This is a genomic window from Schlesneria paludicola DSM 18645 (assembly GCF_000255655.1).
Taxonomy (GTDB): Bacteria; Planctomycetota; Planctomycetia; order Planctomycetales; family Planctomycetaceae; genus Schlesneria; species Schlesneria paludicola.
This window is the reverse complement of record NZ_JH636435.1, coordinates 2064224-2082176: the sequence shown is the minus strand read 5'-3', so window position 1 is coordinate 2082176 and position 17953 is coordinate 2064224. Positions and strand designations below refer to the sequence as shown.

15 protein-coding genes are annotated in these 17953 nt (G+C 57.6%); 2 read left to right on the top strand and 13 right to left on the bottom strand.

Annotated features, from left to right (window positions below; all coding sequences use genetic code 11):
- Positions 1–5: 5 nt before the first annotated feature.
- The 8 genes from OSO_RS0126475 to OSO_RS0126435 all read right to left on the bottom strand — a co-directional run bounded on the left by OSO_RS0126475 (position 6) and on the right by OSO_RS0126435 (position 9233).
- Positions 6–776 (bottom strand): HpcH/HpaI aldolase family protein, encoded by a 771-nt coding sequence (locus tag OSO_RS0126475; RefSeq protein ID WP_010586040.1) that lies wholly within the window; start codon positions 774–776, stop codon positions 6–8.
- A gap of 107 nt (positions 777–883) precedes the next feature.
- Complete coding sequence (locus OSO_RS48600) at positions 884–2773, bottom strand: nitrate/nitrite transporter (protein WP_010586039.1); 1890 nt, start codon at positions 2771–2773, stop codon at positions 884–886.
- A gap of 125 nt (positions 2774–2898) precedes the next feature.
- Positions 2899–3429 carry a hypothetical protein gene (locus tag OSO_RS0126465; protein ID WP_010586038.1) on the bottom strand — a complete coding sequence of 177 codons (531 nt, stop codon included), beginning with the start codon at positions 3427–3429 and terminating at the stop codon, positions 2899–2901.
- A 120-nt stretch (positions 3430–3549) separates the two neighbouring features.
- Positions 3550–4911, bottom strand: coding sequence for an ABC transporter permease (locus tag OSO_RS0126460; RefSeq protein WP_010586037.1), 1362 nt, complete (start codon positions 4909–4911; stop codon positions 3550–3552).
- A gap of 288 nt (positions 4912–5199) precedes the next feature.
- Positions 5200–6516 carry a mandelate racemase/muconate lactonizing enzyme family protein gene (locus tag OSO_RS0126455; protein ID WP_010586036.1) on the bottom strand — a complete coding sequence of 439 codons (1317 nt, stop codon included), beginning with the start codon at positions 6514–6516 and terminating at the stop codon, positions 5200–5202.
- A gap of 242 nt (positions 6517–6758) precedes the next feature.
- Complete coding sequence (locus OSO_RS0126450) at positions 6759–7262, bottom strand: Rieske (2Fe-2S) protein (RefSeq protein WP_010586035.1); 504 nt, start codon at positions 7260–7262, stop codon at positions 6759–6761.
- Between the two features lie 6 nt (positions 7263–7268).
- Complete coding sequence (rny, locus tag OSO_RS0126445; RefSeq protein WP_010586034.1) at positions 7269–8807, bottom strand: ribonuclease Y; 1539 nt, start codon at positions 8805–8807, stop codon at positions 7269–7271.
- A 150-nt stretch (positions 8808–8957) separates the two neighbouring features.
- A complete protein-coding gene (locus tag OSO_RS0126435) occupies positions 8958–9233 on the bottom strand; it encodes a hypothetical protein (protein WP_010586033.1) in 276 nt (91 codons plus the stop codon).
- Positions 9234–9393: 160 nt separating this feature from the next.
- On the opposite strand from OSO_RS0126435, the gene OSO_RS0126425 reads away from it, so the two are divergent.
- Positions 9394–9600, top strand: a complete 207-nt coding sequence (locus OSO_RS0126425; RefSeq protein WP_157605461.1) for a hypothetical protein — start codon at positions 9394–9396, stop codon at positions 9598–9600.
- Positions 9601–9944: 344 nt separating this feature from the next.
- Positions 9945–10961, top strand: a complete 1017-nt coding sequence (locus tag OSO_RS48595; protein WP_157605460.1) for a hypothetical protein — start codon at positions 9945–9947, stop codon at positions 10959–10961.
- A 21-nt stretch (positions 10962–10982) separates the two neighbouring features.
- Here OSO_RS48595 and OSO_RS0126410 read toward each other — a convergent pair whose 3' ends face one another.
- The 5 genes from OSO_RS0126410 to OSO_RS0126390 form a co-directional block, all read right to left on the bottom strand.
- Positions 10983–14138, bottom strand: coding sequence for a PSD1 and planctomycete cytochrome C domain-containing protein (locus OSO_RS0126410; RefSeq protein WP_010586030.1), 3156 nt, complete (start codon positions 14136–14138; stop codon positions 10983–10985).
- 69 nt (positions 14139–14207) lie between these two features.
- Entirely contained in the window at positions 14208–15947 is a 1740-nt protein-coding gene (locus OSO_RS48590; protein ID WP_010586029.1) for a type II secretion system minor pseudopilin, read from the bottom strand.
- Positions 15944–16894, bottom strand: a complete 951-nt coding sequence (locus OSO_RS0126400) for a prepilin-type N-terminal cleavage/methylation domain-containing protein (protein WP_010586028.1) — start codon at positions 16892–16894, stop codon at positions 15944–15946. Before OSO_RS0126400 ends, OSO_RS48590 begins: the two co-directional genes overlap by 4 nt.
- On the bottom strand, positions 16891–17328 hold the full coding sequence (locus OSO_RS0126395; RefSeq protein ID WP_010586027.1) for a type IV pilus modification PilV family protein: 438 nt from the start codon (positions 17326–17328) through the stop codon (positions 16891–16893). Before OSO_RS0126395 ends, OSO_RS0126400 begins: the two co-directional genes overlap by 4 nt.
- Positions 17325–17945: a prepilin-type N-terminal cleavage/methylation domain-containing protein gene (locus OSO_RS0126390; RefSeq protein ID WP_010586026.1), complete on the bottom strand. Its 621-nt coding sequence runs from the start codon at positions 17943–17945 to the stop codon at positions 17325–17327. Before OSO_RS0126390 ends, OSO_RS0126395 begins: the two co-directional genes overlap by 4 nt.
- Positions 17946–17953: the final 8 nt, after the last annotated feature.

Genomic DNA, 17953 nt, shown 5'->3' with positions numbered 1-17953 from the left:
CGGAATCAACGGTTCCGCAAGGCGGCCAAACCCTGTTTGAGGGCGGTTTGATAGATCCAGACGTCACCGCCGAAGGCCACCAGCCGGAAGCCGCGTTTCAGTTGCGCCTGTCCTTCTTCGACGCTGGTGACGAGCACCGCGGGAACTTTGTTGAACTTTTGGCAGGCGGCAAGAACGCGGTCAATCGCGGCGTGCAGGTCGGGGTGGTCCATTTGTCCGGCGAGTCCCATTGAGCTCGCCATGTCGTACAGGCCAATCCAGAGGACGTCCACTTCCGGAACGGCCGCGATTTCTTCCAGATTCTTCAGCCCCTTCGCGGTTTCGACCTGCACAATAAGTAGGACCTCGGCATTGGCCGAACGTACGATTTCGGGAATCGTGCCGATGCCGTAGTCGTCATGCGGGATTCCAAATGCGGCTCCACGCCGTCCGAGGGGAGGATACTTGGCCGACTGGACCAGCAGTCGTGCTTCCTCGGCCGATTCCACCATGGGAGCCATGATTCCCATGGCCCCCATGTCCAGCACACGCGAGACAAAATGATATTGTGTGGTGGGGATGCGGACGATGGGGACCAGAGTTGGCTTTGGCGTCGTGGCGATGAGCATTCGAATCGATTCGATGTCCCATCCCGTATGTTCCATGTCGTAAACCGCGAATTCCGCCCCGGCATTCGCGGCGATCCGACCGATGCCGGTCGTGTTGAACTCGAACATCATCGTACCGATGGAGACACCGCCATTGGCGGTTTTTTGCTTGACCGGATTGATCTGCACAGAGCGCCTCGCAGTTAAGTCAATCAATAGAAATACGGGATGACATGTCGGACCGTGAGACGACTCACGAGCGATTCCGCAGTTTGCTTGTCAGCACGAATTTGTCATCAGGCTGCAGATCGTTTCACACCCAGTGGTTTGGTTGCGTCGACCAGCAGGCCAAACAGGCCTGACAACACAAAGATGCCGCAACAGGCTGCAAAGACCAGGTTCCAGTTCGCAACCCCAGGATGTTCGCCCAGACAAAGATTGTAAATCAGCGGGGCGACGGCTGCACCCAGGTTCCCCCACATATTCCCCCAGCCGAGAATAGATGCCGTATAGCGGCCGCCGACGTCTTGTGCGTAGGCCCAAACGGCGGGCATGCCGAAGTCGGTGGACGCGGCAACAAAGGATAGTGCGATGACATACAGCCAAGGCAGCCATTCCTTGTGGGGGTCGGGCGGGATCAGAACGCTGATCAGCAGACACGCCGCATAACTGGCGGCCGCCGTGAATCGCGACACCGAGAGCGGCAGGCGGCGGCCCCATTTCAAACCAAACCGTTTGGCCGCCCAGTCGGTCCAGCGTCCGCCACAAATCATTCCGAGGATTCCCATCCCACTCGGAAAGGCCGTCATGATTCCCTTCGTCACCAGCGGCACGTCATGAATCTCGCCGAGATACGTCGGCAGCGAGACGACGATGAACAACCAGCCGATATTCGTCGTGAACTGGGACAGGCTATTGCCCCAGAGACTGAGGTCTGTCATGAACGCACGCCAGGGGAAGACCGTTTTTTGAGGTTCGGTTGCCGCGACTGTCTGGGATGTTTCGCCGAGGATCAGGTTTCGTTCGGATTCATTCGTCCACGAATGTTGCAGAGGTGAGTTGCGTGCAATCAGGCCAAAGGCAAGCGCGATGACGATTCCAATCGCCCCGTACAGCATCATTGTCGGTCGCCAGCCCTGCCCTTGGGCTTTACGAATCTCCGTTGGAAACAGGCTTTCGAGAGCGAAACGATTCAGGCGGATCGTCTCCTCGTCTGTGAGTGACTTGCCGCTGGCGTGTTGATCAAGCAGCGCTGTGCCCCGCTGAGAGAGTTTCAAGGGGGGCGTGATGTGATTCGTGAAATGGTCGCTCGGCATCCGAGCGGCGATGACGTCGATCAACGTTGCCATTTCTGTGCTTTGACCGAACGTGGCGGTCGCATCTTTGTCTGACGGGATCGGAAACCAATCTCGAAGATCAAATGTTTGGGGCTTCGTGGAATTGGCGGCAGCGACGATCGTTTGCAGCTCAATGTCGGCTTGATGGGCTGCTTTCGAGAGAGTCTCGTTTTGACTTGCGTCTAATTTTCCCAGGATTGATGTGGCAAACTGATGTCGTTGATGATCCAGGTCCTTCGTCGAATCGAAGCTGCGTCCGGGATCAAACTGTGCCAGGAACGACCGTTCATTGAGAATGTCGCTCACTTCCAATTTTGGTTCGGGCCGACCTGATACGAACCAGACAATCATCCAGGCGGTCAGCACTGGAGCCAATACTGCACCAATTCGGCCGCCGAGCGCCACGATGGAGCTCGCCGTACCGCGAAACGACATGGGAAACCATTGACGGATCAGACCCGCTGCGGTCGGGTAGGCACCGGCCTGAGTGGCTCCACAGAGCAAACGCAGCCACAGCATCATCCAGACGGCATGTGCGGCACCGATCCAGGCCGTAACGGCCGACCAGGCAAGGATGTAGACGGTGAGCATGGTCCGCGAGCCGAAACGGTCGCTCAGCCATCCCGCGGGGACCTGACACAACGCATACGACCAAAAGAAGGCACTGATAAACCAGGCCATTTGTGTTTTCGTCATCCGCAGGTCGGCACGGATGTACTCCGCCGCGATATTGACCGCGAAGCGGTCCAGATACAGCAGGACCGACATGAGCGTGGCGACGGTCAGTACGAGATAACGTACATTCGTAGGCCGGGCGGAATTGGGAGTTTGAGAAAGATCGCTCGACATCGGCATCTCCCATAGCGGCAGAGAAATTCGCAAAGGCTCGTCACGGTACGGAGCCCATCAGTGAACGTCAACCACTACGAGTTGCGCGGTTCTGATCACGACGGAAACCCGATGCCGCTTGGCGGTTACTTTGACGCCGGAGTACCGTTGCCCTTCGAGGTGGGGTTTTTCGCCCAATGCCCCTCACCCCGTGACCCGTCTTTGCGCAGACGACCTTTGACCCAGTGATAGTCTGGTCCGGGAGCTTCGGGACGAGTTTCCCGATCATTCATCGACGGGGAATCGTCCTCGTCCGGTGTCGGCTCGGTCTTGGGCGCCGTTCGGTTTTCGCGCACTGGCGCTGCGGAGTGCGTTGCGAAAGAACGGGATTTGGACGAGGCACCGACAGACGAGCCGACGAGATATCCTATTATCAAGCCGGCAACGAGTGCGACGACCACGATCGCCAGCTTGGTGGTGTCGGACAGGCTCTGCCACATTCCGAGCGGAGCCGTGACGACGTCAGTCAGGCCCGGTGTTGCCGATGAACTGCCTCCACGCAGTTTGGGCAGGCAGGCGTCGCAGGCGATTGGATCGAGTTGTGTCACCGACAGCTCAACATCACGACCACATTCGGGGCACTTCCAGATTCGTTTGCCGGGAGAAGCCGAGGCCATGACGTGTCTCCAACCGAAGGGGAATTGCCAAAACGTGGCCGGACAGGATCTCTGTTCGTATCGACACCCTGACGCGACGTCAATTCGAATTGTCCCTGTCAGGCCGACGTCGCTGTGCCGCTAGCTGCTCAACGATTCGGCAACGTCGGTGCGGTATGCCGTCATCCCCGGCAAGAAACCGACCAGAATTCCCAGAACCAGCAAGACGGGGAACAGGATGAATTCATACGGCGAGAACTCGAATGGATTGATGATCAGCCCTGTTCTGACTTCGACAATCGGTCTCGCGATGAAGACGATGGCATGACCCAGCAACAGACCGAGGACTCCACCGCCCAGGCACAGGATTGTGGACTCCAACAAGACGATTGACAACACGGTCTGCCGTTGAGCACCCAACGCACGCATGATGGCGATTTCGCGTCGACGAGCAGACATCGAGTTGTAGATGCTGACGAAAATACCAATTCCGGAAACGAGTACGATCAGGGAGGTCATCACGAGCAGCAGTGACCGCACCGGCCCCAAAACTTCGTTCATCAATTGCTGCATCGGCACGACAGGATTCACGGCTTCCGCTTGATAGCCACGCCGCATATCGGCGGAAAGCAAACTGGCAACAATCGGCGACTGGCACTGAAGCAGAATCGAAGTCACTTCCTTTTGTACGGCAGGCAATGCGTGAATGTGGTTGTGGTCTTCATGACCTGCGTGTGCAGAGTGGTCGTGTTTCGGAAACTTCTTTTCGATTCGGGCGATTTCCGCGGCCAATTCTTCGGGGGATCGCTTTGGTCGGCGATAGAATTCGTCCTCGCGCGTGATCGCTTCGTCCAGTGGCTTATCGTGGCCCTGGATTTGATAGAAGCCGTCCATGTTCACATAGACTGTCTTGTCATGTGGAGTGCCGGTTGGAGCCAGGATGCCGACGACTTCGAACTCTTCGTTATGCACATGGCCCGTTTCCGCGCCGCCGTGAACGAGCTTCAGCTTTGAGCCGATCGTCCAGTTATTCTCTCTGGCCACTCTTGAGCCAATATAGGCATCGAACGGAAGGCGAAATCCGTGCCCCTTGGGGTCCAGCACCATAAACGGGCGTTTGGGGGCGTACTCGACTTCGAAGAATTCGGGAACAGTCCCGACAATCGGAAACCCGCCCTGCTCGGTCGTGTCACCCATCGCGATGGGAATTGCGACCTTGATGCGCTTGTTCTCTTTCAAGTCCAGATAGAACTGGTAGGGCAAATTGGCGATGGGGGGGCTGACGTGGTAGACCGTGCTGAGTACCAACTGCAGTGGCGATCCCTTGGGCCCCACGATCAAGTCGTAATTAATGGAACGCTGGCTGAACGTATTTTGCAGAATGCCATGGATGATGAGAACCGCAACCATCAGCATCACACCGAGCGCGACACTGAGCCCAGTCAGCAACGACGCCAATCCTCGTTCGCGGATACTCTTCCAGGCGATCAATGCTAAATTCACAGGTTGGATTCCCAAAAGTCCGTGGACAACCGAAGACTACGTCGTTTTTCCCAGGAGTGTGGGAGGACCCGCGTGCGAAGTTTACACGACAGCACGACTGAGCGTCTAAGCCACAGACCGCCGAATTCGAGCAATTGTCGCGGAGTCGCTTTAACGAGTTATTGTTTCGTACGTTGCACTATTCCGAATGGACCGAATACGTACTGTCATTCCCCCAAGTCGTACAGAGGATTTGAGGGTAAATCCCCATTCTTCACTGTGTAGCGACAGATCGTTCCGTTTCGATTTTCAGAGCCGCGTGATTCGGTAGCCGGGGTGGTCGGGGGTGAACAGTTCGTCCAACAGTCGGACACCCAAGCCGGGACGCGTTGGCAGGGCGATGTGCCCGGCCTCCACTTTCGGTGGTTGGTCGATCAGCAGTGGGTAAAGTGTGCGAATGTGGGCTCGCACGGTTTCCTGATACGTGACCGCTGCACAGGCGGCCGTCACGTGCAGGCCGGCGAACAGGGTCAGGGGGCCCGTACAGTCGTGCATCAACGACGGGATGTTGAATGCCTGCGCCAATTCAGCGGCGCGGCGTGTTTCGCTGATTCCACCAACCCACGTGGGGTCGATCATGGCATAGTCTGCAGCGCGTCGCTGCAAGACCAGCCGGTACTCTTCACGGCTGACGAGCATTTCACTGACCGCGATAGGGACGCCGGCTCGATCACGAAAATCGGCAATGGTATCCACGCAGTCAGGGCGAATGACGTCTTCCAGCCAAAGTGGTTTCAGCTCGCGCATGGCTTCGGCGATTCGCAGGGCGGCGGGCAACGAGAAGAAGCCGTGGCCGTCGAGCATGACTTCCATCTTCAAGCCGACGCGCTCGCGTATTTCTCGAAATGGACGAAGTCCCTCTTCGAGATCGCCCCAACTGATACGATGACCTCCATGCTGCTTGTAGACCTGGTCGAGCGACCACAGCTTCATGGCGGTGTAGCCTTCGCTCAGCAGTTCCTCGGCCAGATCGCCGGGGTGATGCGCGCTATTGTAGTTGTCTTCAAGCGGTCCGGGTTTTCCCAGGTCGCCATGCCCGGGCCAACCGGATGTCGCAGGTTCTTTGGCCCCTTCGGCGAAATGGGGGCGACGGCCATACGTCGGGCCGCCGCAACTGTTGTAGACCGGGATTCTGTCACGGACCGGACCGCCAAGCAGTTTCCAGACAGGCTGTTGAGTGAGTTGGCCCAGAATATCCCACAACGCCAGATCGATCGCGCTCAAGGCCCGAAGTTCACAGCCACGAACGCCGAAGGCGGTGCCGCGTTCGTACAGAAAACGCCAATGGCTTTCGATTGCCGTGGCGTCGGCGCCCAGCAATCGCCGTGACATCCAGTCGTGCAGTGTCGAGGCCACAGCGTGTGGAATGTAATACGTTTCGCCGTGTCCGATGACCGTTTCGCCGCCGACTGTTCCCGCGTCGGTGTGGATTCGCAGGAGCAACAGGCCGCTCATGATGTCCGTTGGGATTAACGTTTCAATTGCGGTGATGCGGGGACCATTGCGAAAGGCGTGTTCTTGGGTGGGGCTGGAGGCACGCTGGACAGATTCAGACGAGTCGGACATGGCGGTGGGTACTCGTGTTGGGGGCCGTTGAGGTGGGTTCCGGATCGCAATTTCTCGAGGTGCAATGGACCAGATGCGCTTTTCTCTCGTTCCCAAGCTCCCGCTTGGGAACGCTTCGCAAGATTGCTCAGGTCATTTTCTTGATCGGCAGAATCCGTGATTACAAGAGGCGATCCCAAGCGGGGGCTCGGGATCGAGGAAGACGAGAGAGGCTTTCGTCTTGGCGAAGACGAGAAAAATTGTCACGGTGGGTTTGCTGGTTGTTTGGGCTGAGGGATCTGGACTTGCACTTCATCACCGACCACGCGGACGGCGTAGGTTTCGGATTTGATCTTCGACCGAGGATTGTCCATCCACAGGCCGTCTTTGATGCAGAATTTCCAGGCGTGCCAAGGGCAGAGCACGTCATGACCCTCAAGGTATCCCGAGGCGAGCGACGCCCCCATGTGCGGGCAGGAGTCGTTGATGGCGAAGTAATTGCCATCCCGCAGAAAAACCGCGACGAGCGTTCCGTTTAACGGAAACGCCCGCCCTTCCCCTTCTGGAATGTCGCCCTGTTTGCATACGGTTTGAAACTCGATCGCTTCGTCGACCATCTTCATCGATTCCTGGCGGGTGTCTGCGGGGCTGACCGCTACGTGCATCCTGGCGGATGACGAGCGATCCCGCACCGGTTGGGCAGCCCCGTTTCGTCGAGCATCCGCGATGGGATGCTCGACGATGGTTTGCTTGCGCCGGTTGATCATCCCTCACTATTTTGCGTACTCAATGACTTTCGTTTCGCGCAGCACAGTGACTTTGACTTCGCCGGGGTAGGTCAACTGCTGCTCAATCGACGTTGCCAGATCGCGACATAGCTTGGCCGCTTCGCGATCGTTGACGTCGGCGGGATTCACGATGACACGAATTTCGCGACCGGCCTGGACGGCGAAGGCCTGTTCTACCCCTGGGAATCCACAGGCCAGTGTTTCGAGCTCTTCCAGCCGTCGGACGTATTTTTCAAGCGTTTCGCGGCGAGCTCCGGGACGCGAAGCGGAGCAGGCGTCGGCGGCAGCGACCAGAACGGTGTAGATGTATTCCGGACGAATATCGTCGTGGTGCCCCTTGGCGGCGTGGACCACTTCCCCTTTTTCACCGTAGCGTTTGAGAAGTTCGGCACCCACGGCAGGATGTCCTCCTTCCATTTCGTGGTCGGCGGCCTTGCCGATGTCATGCAGGAAGCCACATCGGCGTGCGAGATTTCCGTTGAGTCCGAGCTGGACCGCCATCAGGCCGGTCAAATGAGCGACTTCGATTGAGTGTCGCAAGACGTTCTGGCTGTAGCTGGTGCGGAAGTGCAGCCGGCCCATCAGATCGATGAGTTTTTCGTGCAGGTTGGGGACGTCGGCTTCCTGCGCGGCTTCGGCACCTTGGCGCCGAATGAATTCTTCCATCTCTTTTTGTGTTTCGAGCACAATCTCGTCGATGCGTGTGGGATGGATGCGGCCGTCTTGAATCAGCTTGACCATCGCTTGTTTGGCCGTTTCGCGGCGAACGCTGTCGAAAGCCGACACAACGACGACGCCGGGTGTGTCATCGACAATCACATCGACGCCCGTTGCTTTTTCGAAGGCGCGGATATTGCGACCTTCGCGGCCGATGATGCGGCCTTTCATTTCGTCATTCGGGATATCGATGGTCGAGACGGTCGTTTCGGACGTGTGTGCCGACGCGTACTTCTGGATCGACATGCCGATGATTTCGCGGGCCAGCTTTTCTGACTGCTGCTTGAGTTCGGCTTCGTGTTTCAGGATCAGCGTACCGGTCTCGTTTTTCAGTTCGCGTTCGAGTTGATCCATCAACATGGCGGTCGCGGTCTTTTGGTCGAGTCCGCTGATTTTATAGAGCTGCTCCTGCTCTTGCTTGATGATCTTTTCGAGTTCTTTTTCGCGGGCGTCAACGACCTTTCCGCGCTCCGAGAGTTTCAACTGGGTGGCTTCCAGCATTCGCTCTTTTTTCGCGATGTCGTCCTGTTGTTCTTTCAGTCCGGATTCGCGTTTGTCGAGTTTTCGTTCTTGATTGCGGATTTCATCGCGGAACGAATTCAGTTCCTTTTCGGCCTCTTCACGTCGCCGGAGCGATTCTTCTTTGGCGGTCAACTCGGCCGTTTTGCGTAGGGCCTCGCCATCCCGCTTCGCCGATTCAAGAATTTCGTCACGCGACTTATACGCCGTGCCGCGAACCAATCGCTCGGCGAAAAAACCAACCGCGCCACCCCCGGCGAGGCTCGCCAGAATCCAGACAATTTCCATTACGTGAGCGCCCTTCATGATCCTGGAAACAGAGCGTCCGGACCTCGCGCGAAACGCAGGATTCGTTCGGCGAAGGGCGCGCCGACGACGGGTGATCGCAATCGGAATTGCGTCACTATTCAGAGAGTTTGGCCCGGCATCACGAAAAAATTAGCGGATTGAGCGGCGTGCGGGAACACGAACCCGTGCCAGAGGTGTCGGCCGCAACCACGATCGCACCAATGTCAGCCAGTCCCCTGGGGGGCCGACCGACGATTGCGTTGGCGCCATCGTCTGCTGAGGCGAGTTTTGTGAGTCATCCAGCCACACCCGGAGAAACTCACGGCAGCCGTTCAGCGTCCGGTTGAGTTCTTCCACGAGAAGCCGGGGGAGTCCCAAGAGACATCCCAGCATCAGGCTGAACAATTCACGAAGAAATGAATTCATCCTGGCACTTCCACGTAAAGAATCGCTTAGCTTCAGACAACTGTGGGACAGTCATCATCAAACCATTCTACCCCGAACCCATCGCCGGCCCGGTCGCTTCTGGTAACTCGTCGCCTGCCGACGACAAAAAAACCAAAAATTCTTGCATGAATCTTATCAAATGGATTTTTTCGTTCAACCGAGCGTCCGAGATCGACGACAAGACTGGCCTTCTCCTGCAGACCCTAAGTCCGTTTGGGTTGGTCCGGGACAGCGTGCCGTCTTTACGGGCTGGGACGAAAACACGGGATGGGATGCCGCCCGCAGTCGATGGTCGCCCGTCGATCTGGAGGCCGCTCAAACGAGAACGCCGCAACGCGTTTGCTGACATTCACACGGCATCCGTCGCGTTTATCCATCAGGCAACAGGTTGTGGGCCAGATTGAAATTGCCTGCAGTTTCTGCCGGTCGCGCACTGCCCGCCAGCGCAGTTCACGGAATTTCAGGTGAATTCGCCTTCAGATTTGACATGCATTCGGCCAGCTCGAATTAAATTCTCGGTGTCATGTTCATTGCATGACGCGCCCGTGAGAGACTCGTTGTATGAATTCGTTGTCGTTCATTTCCTTTGCCTTGGTCATGTCGCGGTTCGCTGACCCAATACCGCGTCGTTTGGCAAGGGACTGGATCCGTCCTGTCGCTCGCATCCGCGCAAGCTTAAACGTTGCCGCGATGTGTGGTTGCTTGATCGTCGCATGCGGGTGTGCCACAGACGGTCCGTACCAATACGGTCGATTTCATCCCGATCGTTCCGAAGGGATTGACCCAGAGCCGGTTGTTGTTGAATACGGCAAGCCGCATAAGACCTTGGATCGAATGGCAAATATCCTGGGGACGCCTGCGAAAATCCTGCGGCTCAATTCAAAGGTGGATAATCATCACATCTCGGACGAAACGCTTGAGAAGCTGATTACGTATCTAGAGAAGAACGATATCACTGATGTTTGTGTCGATGTGAATCACTACGCTCCGCGCGAGCAATGGCGACGACTGCGTGAGAACAAACGAATCGCCCCCGGTTGGAAGTATACCGCAGGCACGCTCAGTTGGGTTCGTTACACCGTCCTGCCTGGCCGAGTTTTCGGAGGGACTGGCTACAATGCGTTTACCAACAGTCTGTATGTCAACTCGGACGTTCCCGCGATGCTTCTGTTTGAGGCCGCATATGCGAAGGACATCCACAGCCAGAAGCATCCAGGATTCTATGCCGTCATCGTGAACGATTTTCCTGGCGTCAAGGTGTGGCGGCAGACGCGGGCGGTGAAGGATGTTGTTGGTTATGCCAAGCAGGAAAACGACTGGGAGATCGAAAAAGAGACCTATAAGGTGATGTATGCGCACCTCGGCTCGGAAGCCGTCGGTGGGTTCGGAATTCTCTTAACCGGCCCTACCAGCTCTGGGTCCAACCTCCTCGTTGGTCCTCTTCTGGGGCTTGGAGGAGCGATCGCCGGGCATGCCGTCGGGCACTCGGTCGCCCGCGAACGCGAGGCGGAACTTGAAAAGCTCAAGCCAGATCAGGAGCGTGAAGACGGCTCTGTCGTGCAGGCTCAATATGGATCACAGGTCGAGTCCGAAAGTGACGAAGGCCAGCCACTCAAGCGTGCCAGTTATCACACAAAGTCTGATGACGATGATCGCCCTACAAACGATGTCGAGGACGAAGACGTTGGCCGCAGCAATCCCGATTGACGCTGTGTGAGTGACGTTCTTTCAGTCGACGTAGAGTGCAGCGTTCTCGACGAGCAGCATTTGGCACAAGTCGGTCCATGCACGAGTCCGCGCGTCGGGCTCAGCACCGTACTCTTCGACCTGGTCATGCAGGAACCGCGTGGTGCTGGCAATATCGTCCGCTGTGGGAGGGCGGCCCGTCGTCTGCAGGAAGGCGCGGTGCAGGCGATCGGAGTCGCTGTTTTCTATTTCCTCGAGAGACTTCACGAGATGTTGAGCTCGCCGAACAACGAAGTCGGAGTTGAGCAGGCTCAGTGATTGCAGCGGCATGGTTGAGCGGGCCCGGCGTGTGCTGTTGAAGACGATGCTGGGGGCATCGAAGACTTGAAGCAGGCTGTGAACCTGCGTTCGCTTCTGTTGAAGGTAGATTGAACGGCGACGGACGGCTGGGTTTTCTTCGGGGACAATCGTCTCGCCATTGGCCGTGCGTGCTGTGGGAATATAAGGCCCAAACATCCGGTCATCGAAATCATGGCTCGCGACGAGCAGGCTATCCCGGATCGCTTCGGCGTCGAGTCGTCTGATGGGGAAACGCGAGAGTCGTCGCGCGTCGGGATCACGCTGCAGTCGTGCATCGATTGTGACCGCGGAGTTGGCCGCCTCTGCAGATCTGTGGGACTTCTGACGATAGGCCGCGGAATGTGTGATCAGACGGATCAGCTGCTTGGTGCTCCATCCCGATCGGACGTACTCTGCGGCTAGCCAGTCGACGAGCTCGCGATTGGATGGGACCGGGCCGCTCAATCCAAAGTTGTCCGTGGTTGCGACCAGTCCCAGGCCGAAGTGATGCTGCCACAGTCGATTGACCTGGACGCGTGCCATCAGCGCCTCGGGTTTGGAATCCGGGGCTGTTAACCAGTTGGCCAGGGCGAGTCGGCGACCGGACGTCGCGCGTTCTGGTGTTGCGGCGGAGGCGTTCGCGACGTGCGGTGCGGCGATTGTGAAATCCCCCAGCACTTTGAAGCCGGCGGGTTCCACGACTTCGCCCGGGGTGGACAAGCTGCCGCGTTCGAAAAGGTGTGCGACCGGTGGCTGATCGACGACGTCGCTGGTCCACGAGATCTTTCCCGGACGCGCTCCCTGCAGAGTTGTCTTGGTTTTTGTTGCTTCGTCGAGAGGCTGGCGTCGCGAGGCGAGTTCCTTCAAGAAGATCGCCAGTGGATCGTTGCCATCATGGGGTGCGAACGTTTCGATCACGACATTATCAACGACGAAGCTGCGGCCACAGCAGAATTCAAAACCGAATCCCCCGTTGGGCAAATCGGCTTCATTGAGCTTCAGAACAGGCTCGTCGACCTGCCAGTCAACCAATTGCTGTAACTGGTACTTGCCGTCGCCCAGGTTGGTGATTCGGATGCCGTAGTTGCGGCCCGGTACGTATCCTGTTTTCCCGAGCGTTCCCAGCGGCTTTGCCTGGCTACCGGGGTAATCCAGCGTCACCGATGTGCCCGCCGAGGGATGTCCGTCAATCAGGATGTTGCCACCGGCCACCGGACTATTGTTGTTGAAGTCGTGCAGCGCGAAGAAATAGCCGATACGTTCGGCTGGCGGCGAATTTTCGACATGATGATCGATCAGATCGAATGTCACCTGGATCGAGCCGCCGATAACATCCGGTGTCCAGTCGAACGCCTGTTTTGTCGACAACCATTTATCTCCACCGGGGCCACCTTCAATGAGTTGCAGATGGCCTTCTGCGATTGTCGCGGCGGGGGCCTCACGCGAATTCAGATTGACGGCCGCGGTTCCGCCTGGCTGATCGTCGCCAGGAGCGGTGTTGCTCCAGTGATTGGCCAGTGCTTCCGGGGGATCGTCGAAGCCGTCGGCAAACAGGATCGCACCACGGGGGCGGTTTGCTTTCACCCAATTCGCGAGTTCGTCGTGCAATTCTGTTGAACGTTGCTCGGCATCGCGCAAGGCAATTTCCCAACGCTCATGCTCACCAGGCAACGGCGCATAGACGAAGCGTTCGTTCGGTTTCTTCCAGTCTTCGGGCGGAAAAGCCGGAATCAAGATGGCTTGAAAGCTGTAGTAGTCGCGCTGGGTAATCGGTTCAAATTTGTGATCATGGCATTTGGCGCATTGGACAGTCAGTCCCAGAACGGCGGTCGAGATGTTCTGCATCGTCGTTTCAAGCACGGTGTACCGGTCGACTCGCACCTCATCGGGATTGCCGTCGCTTTCACCCGTGCCGTCCTGGCCATTGCGCAGGAAATGCGTGGCTTCCAGGAGTTCGATGACGCGCTGTGGATCGGGGCGTCCAGAAAGAACCACGGATTCGCCCATGCGTGTGGCGACATGGGCAATTTCGTCACCTGCCAGTTGCTCGCGCAGGAATTCATGAAACGGTTTGTCGGCATTGAACGAGCGAATGACATAGTCACGATAGCGATAAGCCAGGGGGCGATCGGTGTCGGCATTGAAGTATCCGTTTGAATCCGCATAGCCCGCGGCGTCCAGCCAGAGCTTGCCATACCGCTCACCAAAATGCGGTGAGGCCAGAAAGCGATCGACCATCCGCGAATAAGCGTCTGGCTGCGGATCGTTCAGAAAATCCTGAATCGCGTCTGGTGTGGGTGGCAATCCGGTGAGATCGAGGCTGATGCGACGGATGAGTGTGTGGCGATCGGCCTCGGCCAGAAACGACAGCCCGTCGCGGGCGAGATCTGTCAGTAGGAACTGGTCGATCGGGTTCACGGCTGTGCCGTTTGCAGAGTTCGTTTCGGGAACCTTAGGAACCGATGCGGCCAGTGGCCGGAACGACCAGTGTTCGACATCGTCGGTGGCTCCCGCTTTCAGTCCCGGTGTGCCCGCGGCGATCCATTTTCGGAGGAGCTCTTTGTCGGCTGCCGACAACGGAGATTCCGGGGGCATCTCGTCAGATGTGATCCGTTGCCAGATCAAGCTGGCGTCGACATCGTGCGGAACGACTGCCGCTCCCGTGTCACCGCCGCGAATCAAACCTGCAGTGGTTGACAGATTCAGCTGGCCTTCGTGTTTCAAAGGACCATGGCATTTGACGCAATGGCGTTTGAGCAGCGGCGCGATGTCGTGGTCAAATTGCAGCGGTTCGTCGCAGTGCGCGGAACGAGTGATCAGTGCCGCGACGATCATTCCCAACAAGACAGAAATTCGCACGAAACGACCCCTCATCAACCGCCATGGACATCAAATCGACCTTCATCGATACGAGTTTTGTGACGAAAGTCAACGGATCGGCAGCAATTGGCCACGAGAATACCCGCGTCCCAGCTCGTTCAAATCTCGTTGCGAGATTATCCGAGGCGGTAACTTCGTGGCATCGATGACCGCCTCGACTCGTGTGACGGGCCCCCCTACGTCAAAGAACCCCAGGGCCTGAACCCGATAGACATGCCCTGATGATGTGATGTAGGGATCGAGCGAGATCATTCCCGACAGATCGACCAGCCCTTCGCTGTAGAGCCAATGGCTGGTGGTGTGCTGGCTGATCTTGTCGAGTGACGGCTGTCCGTTCGAATCGAGTTGCTGTGCGGCGATGATGGCATTGACGATCTCTTCCGTCATCGTCGGCAGGCCCAGCAGGATTTCACGAGGTGCCTGATTGATGTTGATCCGCCCCTCAAGGTAGTCATCGGTGGCGTTGGCAGTTGTCGCCGTGACCGTCGTCAGTTTCTCTTGCAGGAGTTGCATGGATGTTGCGACAGTCGACGCATCCGACAACCAGGGGCTTGGGAGTGTTGTGATTTTTCCCTTGATCGTTGCGGTGGTGTCGGTGCCAATCAGTTGCCACAACGATTCGATCGGAACCGCACCACCTTTCGAAAGATCAATATCGCCGCGTGTCACCGTGCCTCCGGCCGGCTTGACAACGTTGGTCAGAAACTCTTGCAGCCCGTCGGCGACCTGCTGTTCTTGAAGGGATTTCGGAGCAGTGGCCTTGGCGGCACCGGGGGCGGCCGCTTTGGGGGGATTGGTCTTCGATGCCGGAGGCGGGGTCTTGGGGCCGTTGATGCGAAACCCGATCACGTACTTTGCAGCGACTTCGTCGAACTCCTTCTCGAGTGCGTCGTACAGATCGGTGAGCATCCCATCGTTGATGTTAATCTTGGGCTTTCCGTCGGCGCGGCGGTTTGATTCGCGTCCCTGAACGGTGAAGAAGGCGATGAATCCGCGATCGAGCACTCCGTCGGCGTTGTCCATGGGCGGGCTTAGGTCACCATCGTTCTCGTTCGGGTCCAGCAGTCCATTTCGGTTCAAATCTTCTCCGTAAAGCAGCGTGGGCGTGATCCCGCGAATCATCAGAAGTTCATCGATCGTTTCCAGCGGCCCATTTTTGGCCTTATATGGCGGCTGCAATTGCTGGTACGTCTCGGACTCGGCTCCGTAGGTGCTGACGGTATCGTCCGAGTCGATCCAGTCGAGGATCGCATCGGTGATTTCCAAAGTCATATTGGGAATGTTCAACATCAGGGTATGAATGTCGTCGTTGCTGATGCCCATGTTGGGCAACGCATTCAGATTCAGTTTGGCGGACTCGTCCATCAACCCGTAACGAACCCCGCTGGATCTGGGATCTCGCTCGACGGGAGCAATGATCGAGAAGCGACAGATGCCACGTTGTGAGGTCGATGGTGCCACGATCTGCCCCATGAACAACGTTGGATTGTGGATCAAATTTTCGGCGGACAAGCTCGCTCTGTTACCGAGCAACGTGGCCGCGAACTCAACACCCGAATCGGCAGCGGCACGCGCTTGCACGTCTTTCGTATACATCATGGCCGCTTCCAGCTCGGTCGACATCGACTGGGAAAAGTTGTAAGCGGCTAGTGTCAACATCGCGACGACGACGACGATCAGCAGCATCACACTGCCCCAACGTGGCAGGCGACCGGCTCCAATAGGACGAACACCGAAATACGAGCGTATCGAGGCGGGTGCTGTTTTCGTTTCGAGGTGACGTTTCATGGCAGAAACTCCGGCGGAAACGGATCAGAGATCGGGATCATGATCACGGTTCGAAATGAGTCCAGCGAGCGACTGACGACGACGTTGAACAGCGACGGTTTCTTCTTGGGGGGCGCGAATGCGATCATGACTTCGACCGCACGAGGGATCCGGCCGTTGGTTTCACTGTCCCAAATGTCGAGCCACGTTCGACCGTCGAAATAGCGGAAGTTGACCTGTGCGACTTCAGGAGCCAGCGTTTGTGAAAGGGAAACGGTGGTGCTGGCCCCACCGGTCGCTTCCACCGCTTCGACAGCCATGCGATCCCCTTCCGACCTGACGAATCCTCCCGAATTCACCGTCGTGGGGTTGGGGGATGTCGTACTCGTCACGACCGCGGGGGCGCTACCCGACACCATGAAGCTATAGGTTACAGATCGCAGATCACTGGTTCCGGACAAACCCGTCACTTGCGATGAACCCGGTAACAAATCTCGGCGGGGTCTGGTGACGCTCATCTCCATTCGCTGGTTGGTACCACGAACACCATAACTTCGCGAATTCGGTTCGGTTTCCGTATCCGCAGCCATCGTCGTCGTGGGATTGGTCGCTGGGGCCGCCGCTGCACCCGCACCACCCCCCCCCCCACCACCACCACCACCACCCTGCTGTTGCGGTGCGGGCGTCGGTGCCGGTGCGGCTGCGGCGGTCGTTGTTGCGTCTGCGTCTTCGACAGGTGGGATCGTAAACGTTACGGATCGCAGATCGATTTCGATTCGATGAATCAATGCGCGTGCCAGTTGTGCCCGTTCCATTTCTTCCCGTCCGCTGGCGGTCATACGAATCGATTGGTCGACGGCCGCGTACACGCCCATTAAAAGGAACGCCGACAATGTCAGCGCCAGCATCGTTTCTACAAGTGTGAATCCGGTACGAGCGTCAATCACGTTTCGAGCGGGCGAGATCATTGGGAGTTCGCCTTTTGTGCGGCTTCCGTCTTTTCCTGTGTGACACCTTGTACGAAGACCGATTGCTGCCGAGCCCACCGGCGGATTGTGACATCAATGTTCGTCAGGCTACTGCTCCCGCGATGGGCTACGGTCAGGTCGATCTGCATCAATTCAGGATGGCTTCCGGACGTGACAACCTGACTCCAGGTCCAATTCGGATCATCGGGAAACGACATTCCGGACGCGGTTTGCATCGCTTCCGCACCGGCCAGGACTTCATTCAATTTCGCTTCGCAGCGAATGGTTGCCTGCGTTCTCAGCCGTGCCTGGACCGCGGCGCGGCTGCCCGTCCAGGCGAGCTGCGCCAGTGTCACCACCGCGGAAAAGAAAATCGCCAGCGAGAGAACGATTTCCAGCAGGGTCAATCCGGATCGATCCGCGAAGCGATTCATCGGCGTTTCCCCGCGACCAGTCGTTCCATGCTGACCGAGCCCGTGAACGCCCGCACGCGGAGCGTGACTGATTGTGAATGCTGATCACGAATGATGATTTCGGTGTCCATATTGGCCGAACCATCAGGGTGGAACAGAATCGGGGCGGACCAATTGCAACCGGCCAGTTCGCTGGCGTTCGGCAGACCGTCCAGCGATGACGCGGCCAGCTTCATTGAGGTCGTGGCCGCAACGAGTACGCCAGCCGGGGTCGGTGGCGTACTAAAGACCACACCTTGGTGCATATGGCCCGAGGCACGGCTGGAGAGCATCACGGGTGCGGCGGCGTTGCTTGTGCCGGTTGAACTGCCGGCATGATCCAGTTCGAACGGCACAACGACAAAGCGTGTGCCGCCTGTTTCGTAGCAAAACTGGTAGATCAGGCCCGATTCGATCGCGCGAATTCGGGCACTCGCGGCCAACATCCGGACCGCCTCGGCCGATTCCGTCAGTTTCTGCTGATTGAACATCCGCATGACAGAGGGAATGGCCATACTTGCAAATACGGCCAGTACCCCGAGCACCAGCAAGACCTCCACCAATGTGAAGCCGCGTCGGTGTGAAAGGTGTGGTCGCATCGGCCGGT

Coding starts and splice junctions, on each gene's coding strand:
- OSO_RS48600 (WP_010586039.1), bottom strand. CDS start 2,773: ATGTCGAGCGATCTTTCTCAAACTCCCAATTCCGCCCGGCCTACGAAT.
- OSO_RS0126465 (WP_010586038.1), bottom strand. CDS start 3,429: ATGGCCTCGGCTTCTCCCGGCAAACGAATCTGGAAGTGCCCCGAATGT.
- OSO_RS0126455 (WP_010586036.1), bottom strand. CDS start 6,516: ATGTCCGACTCGTCTGAATCTGTCCAGCGTGCCTCCAGCCCCACCCAA.
- OSO_RS0126450 (WP_010586035.1), bottom strand. CDS start 7,262: ATGATCAACCGGCGCAAGCAAACCATCGTCGAGCATCCCATCGCGGAT.
- rny (WP_010586034.1), bottom strand. CDS start 8,807: ATGGAAATTGTCTGGATTCTGGCGAGCCTCGCCGGGGGTGGCGCGGTT.
- OSO_RS0126435 (WP_010586033.1), bottom strand. CDS start 9,233: ATGAATTCATTTCTTCGTGAATTGTTCAGCCTGATGCTGGGATGTCTC.
- OSO_RS0126425 (WP_157605461.1), top strand. CDS start 9,394: ATGGATTTTTTCGTTCAACCGAGCGTCCGAGATCGACGACAAGACTGG.
- OSO_RS48595 (WP_157605460.1), top strand. CDS start 9,945: ATGTGTGGTTGCTTGATCGTCGCATGCGGGTGTGCCACAGACGGTCCG.
- OSO_RS48590 (WP_010586029.1), bottom strand. CDS start 15,947: ATGAAACGTCACCTCGAAACGAAAACAGCACCCGCCTCGATACGCTCG.
- OSO_RS0126400 (WP_010586028.1), bottom strand. CDS start 16,894: ATGATCTCGCCCGCTCGAAACGTGATTGACGCTCGTACCGGATTCACA.
- OSO_RS0126395 (WP_010586027.1), bottom strand. CDS start 17,328: ATGAATCGCTTCGCGGATCGATCCGGATTGACCCTGCTGGAAATCGTT.
- OSO_RS0126390 (WP_010586026.1), bottom strand. CDS start 17,945: ATGCGACCACACCTTTCACACCGACGCGGCTTCACATTGGTGGAGGTC.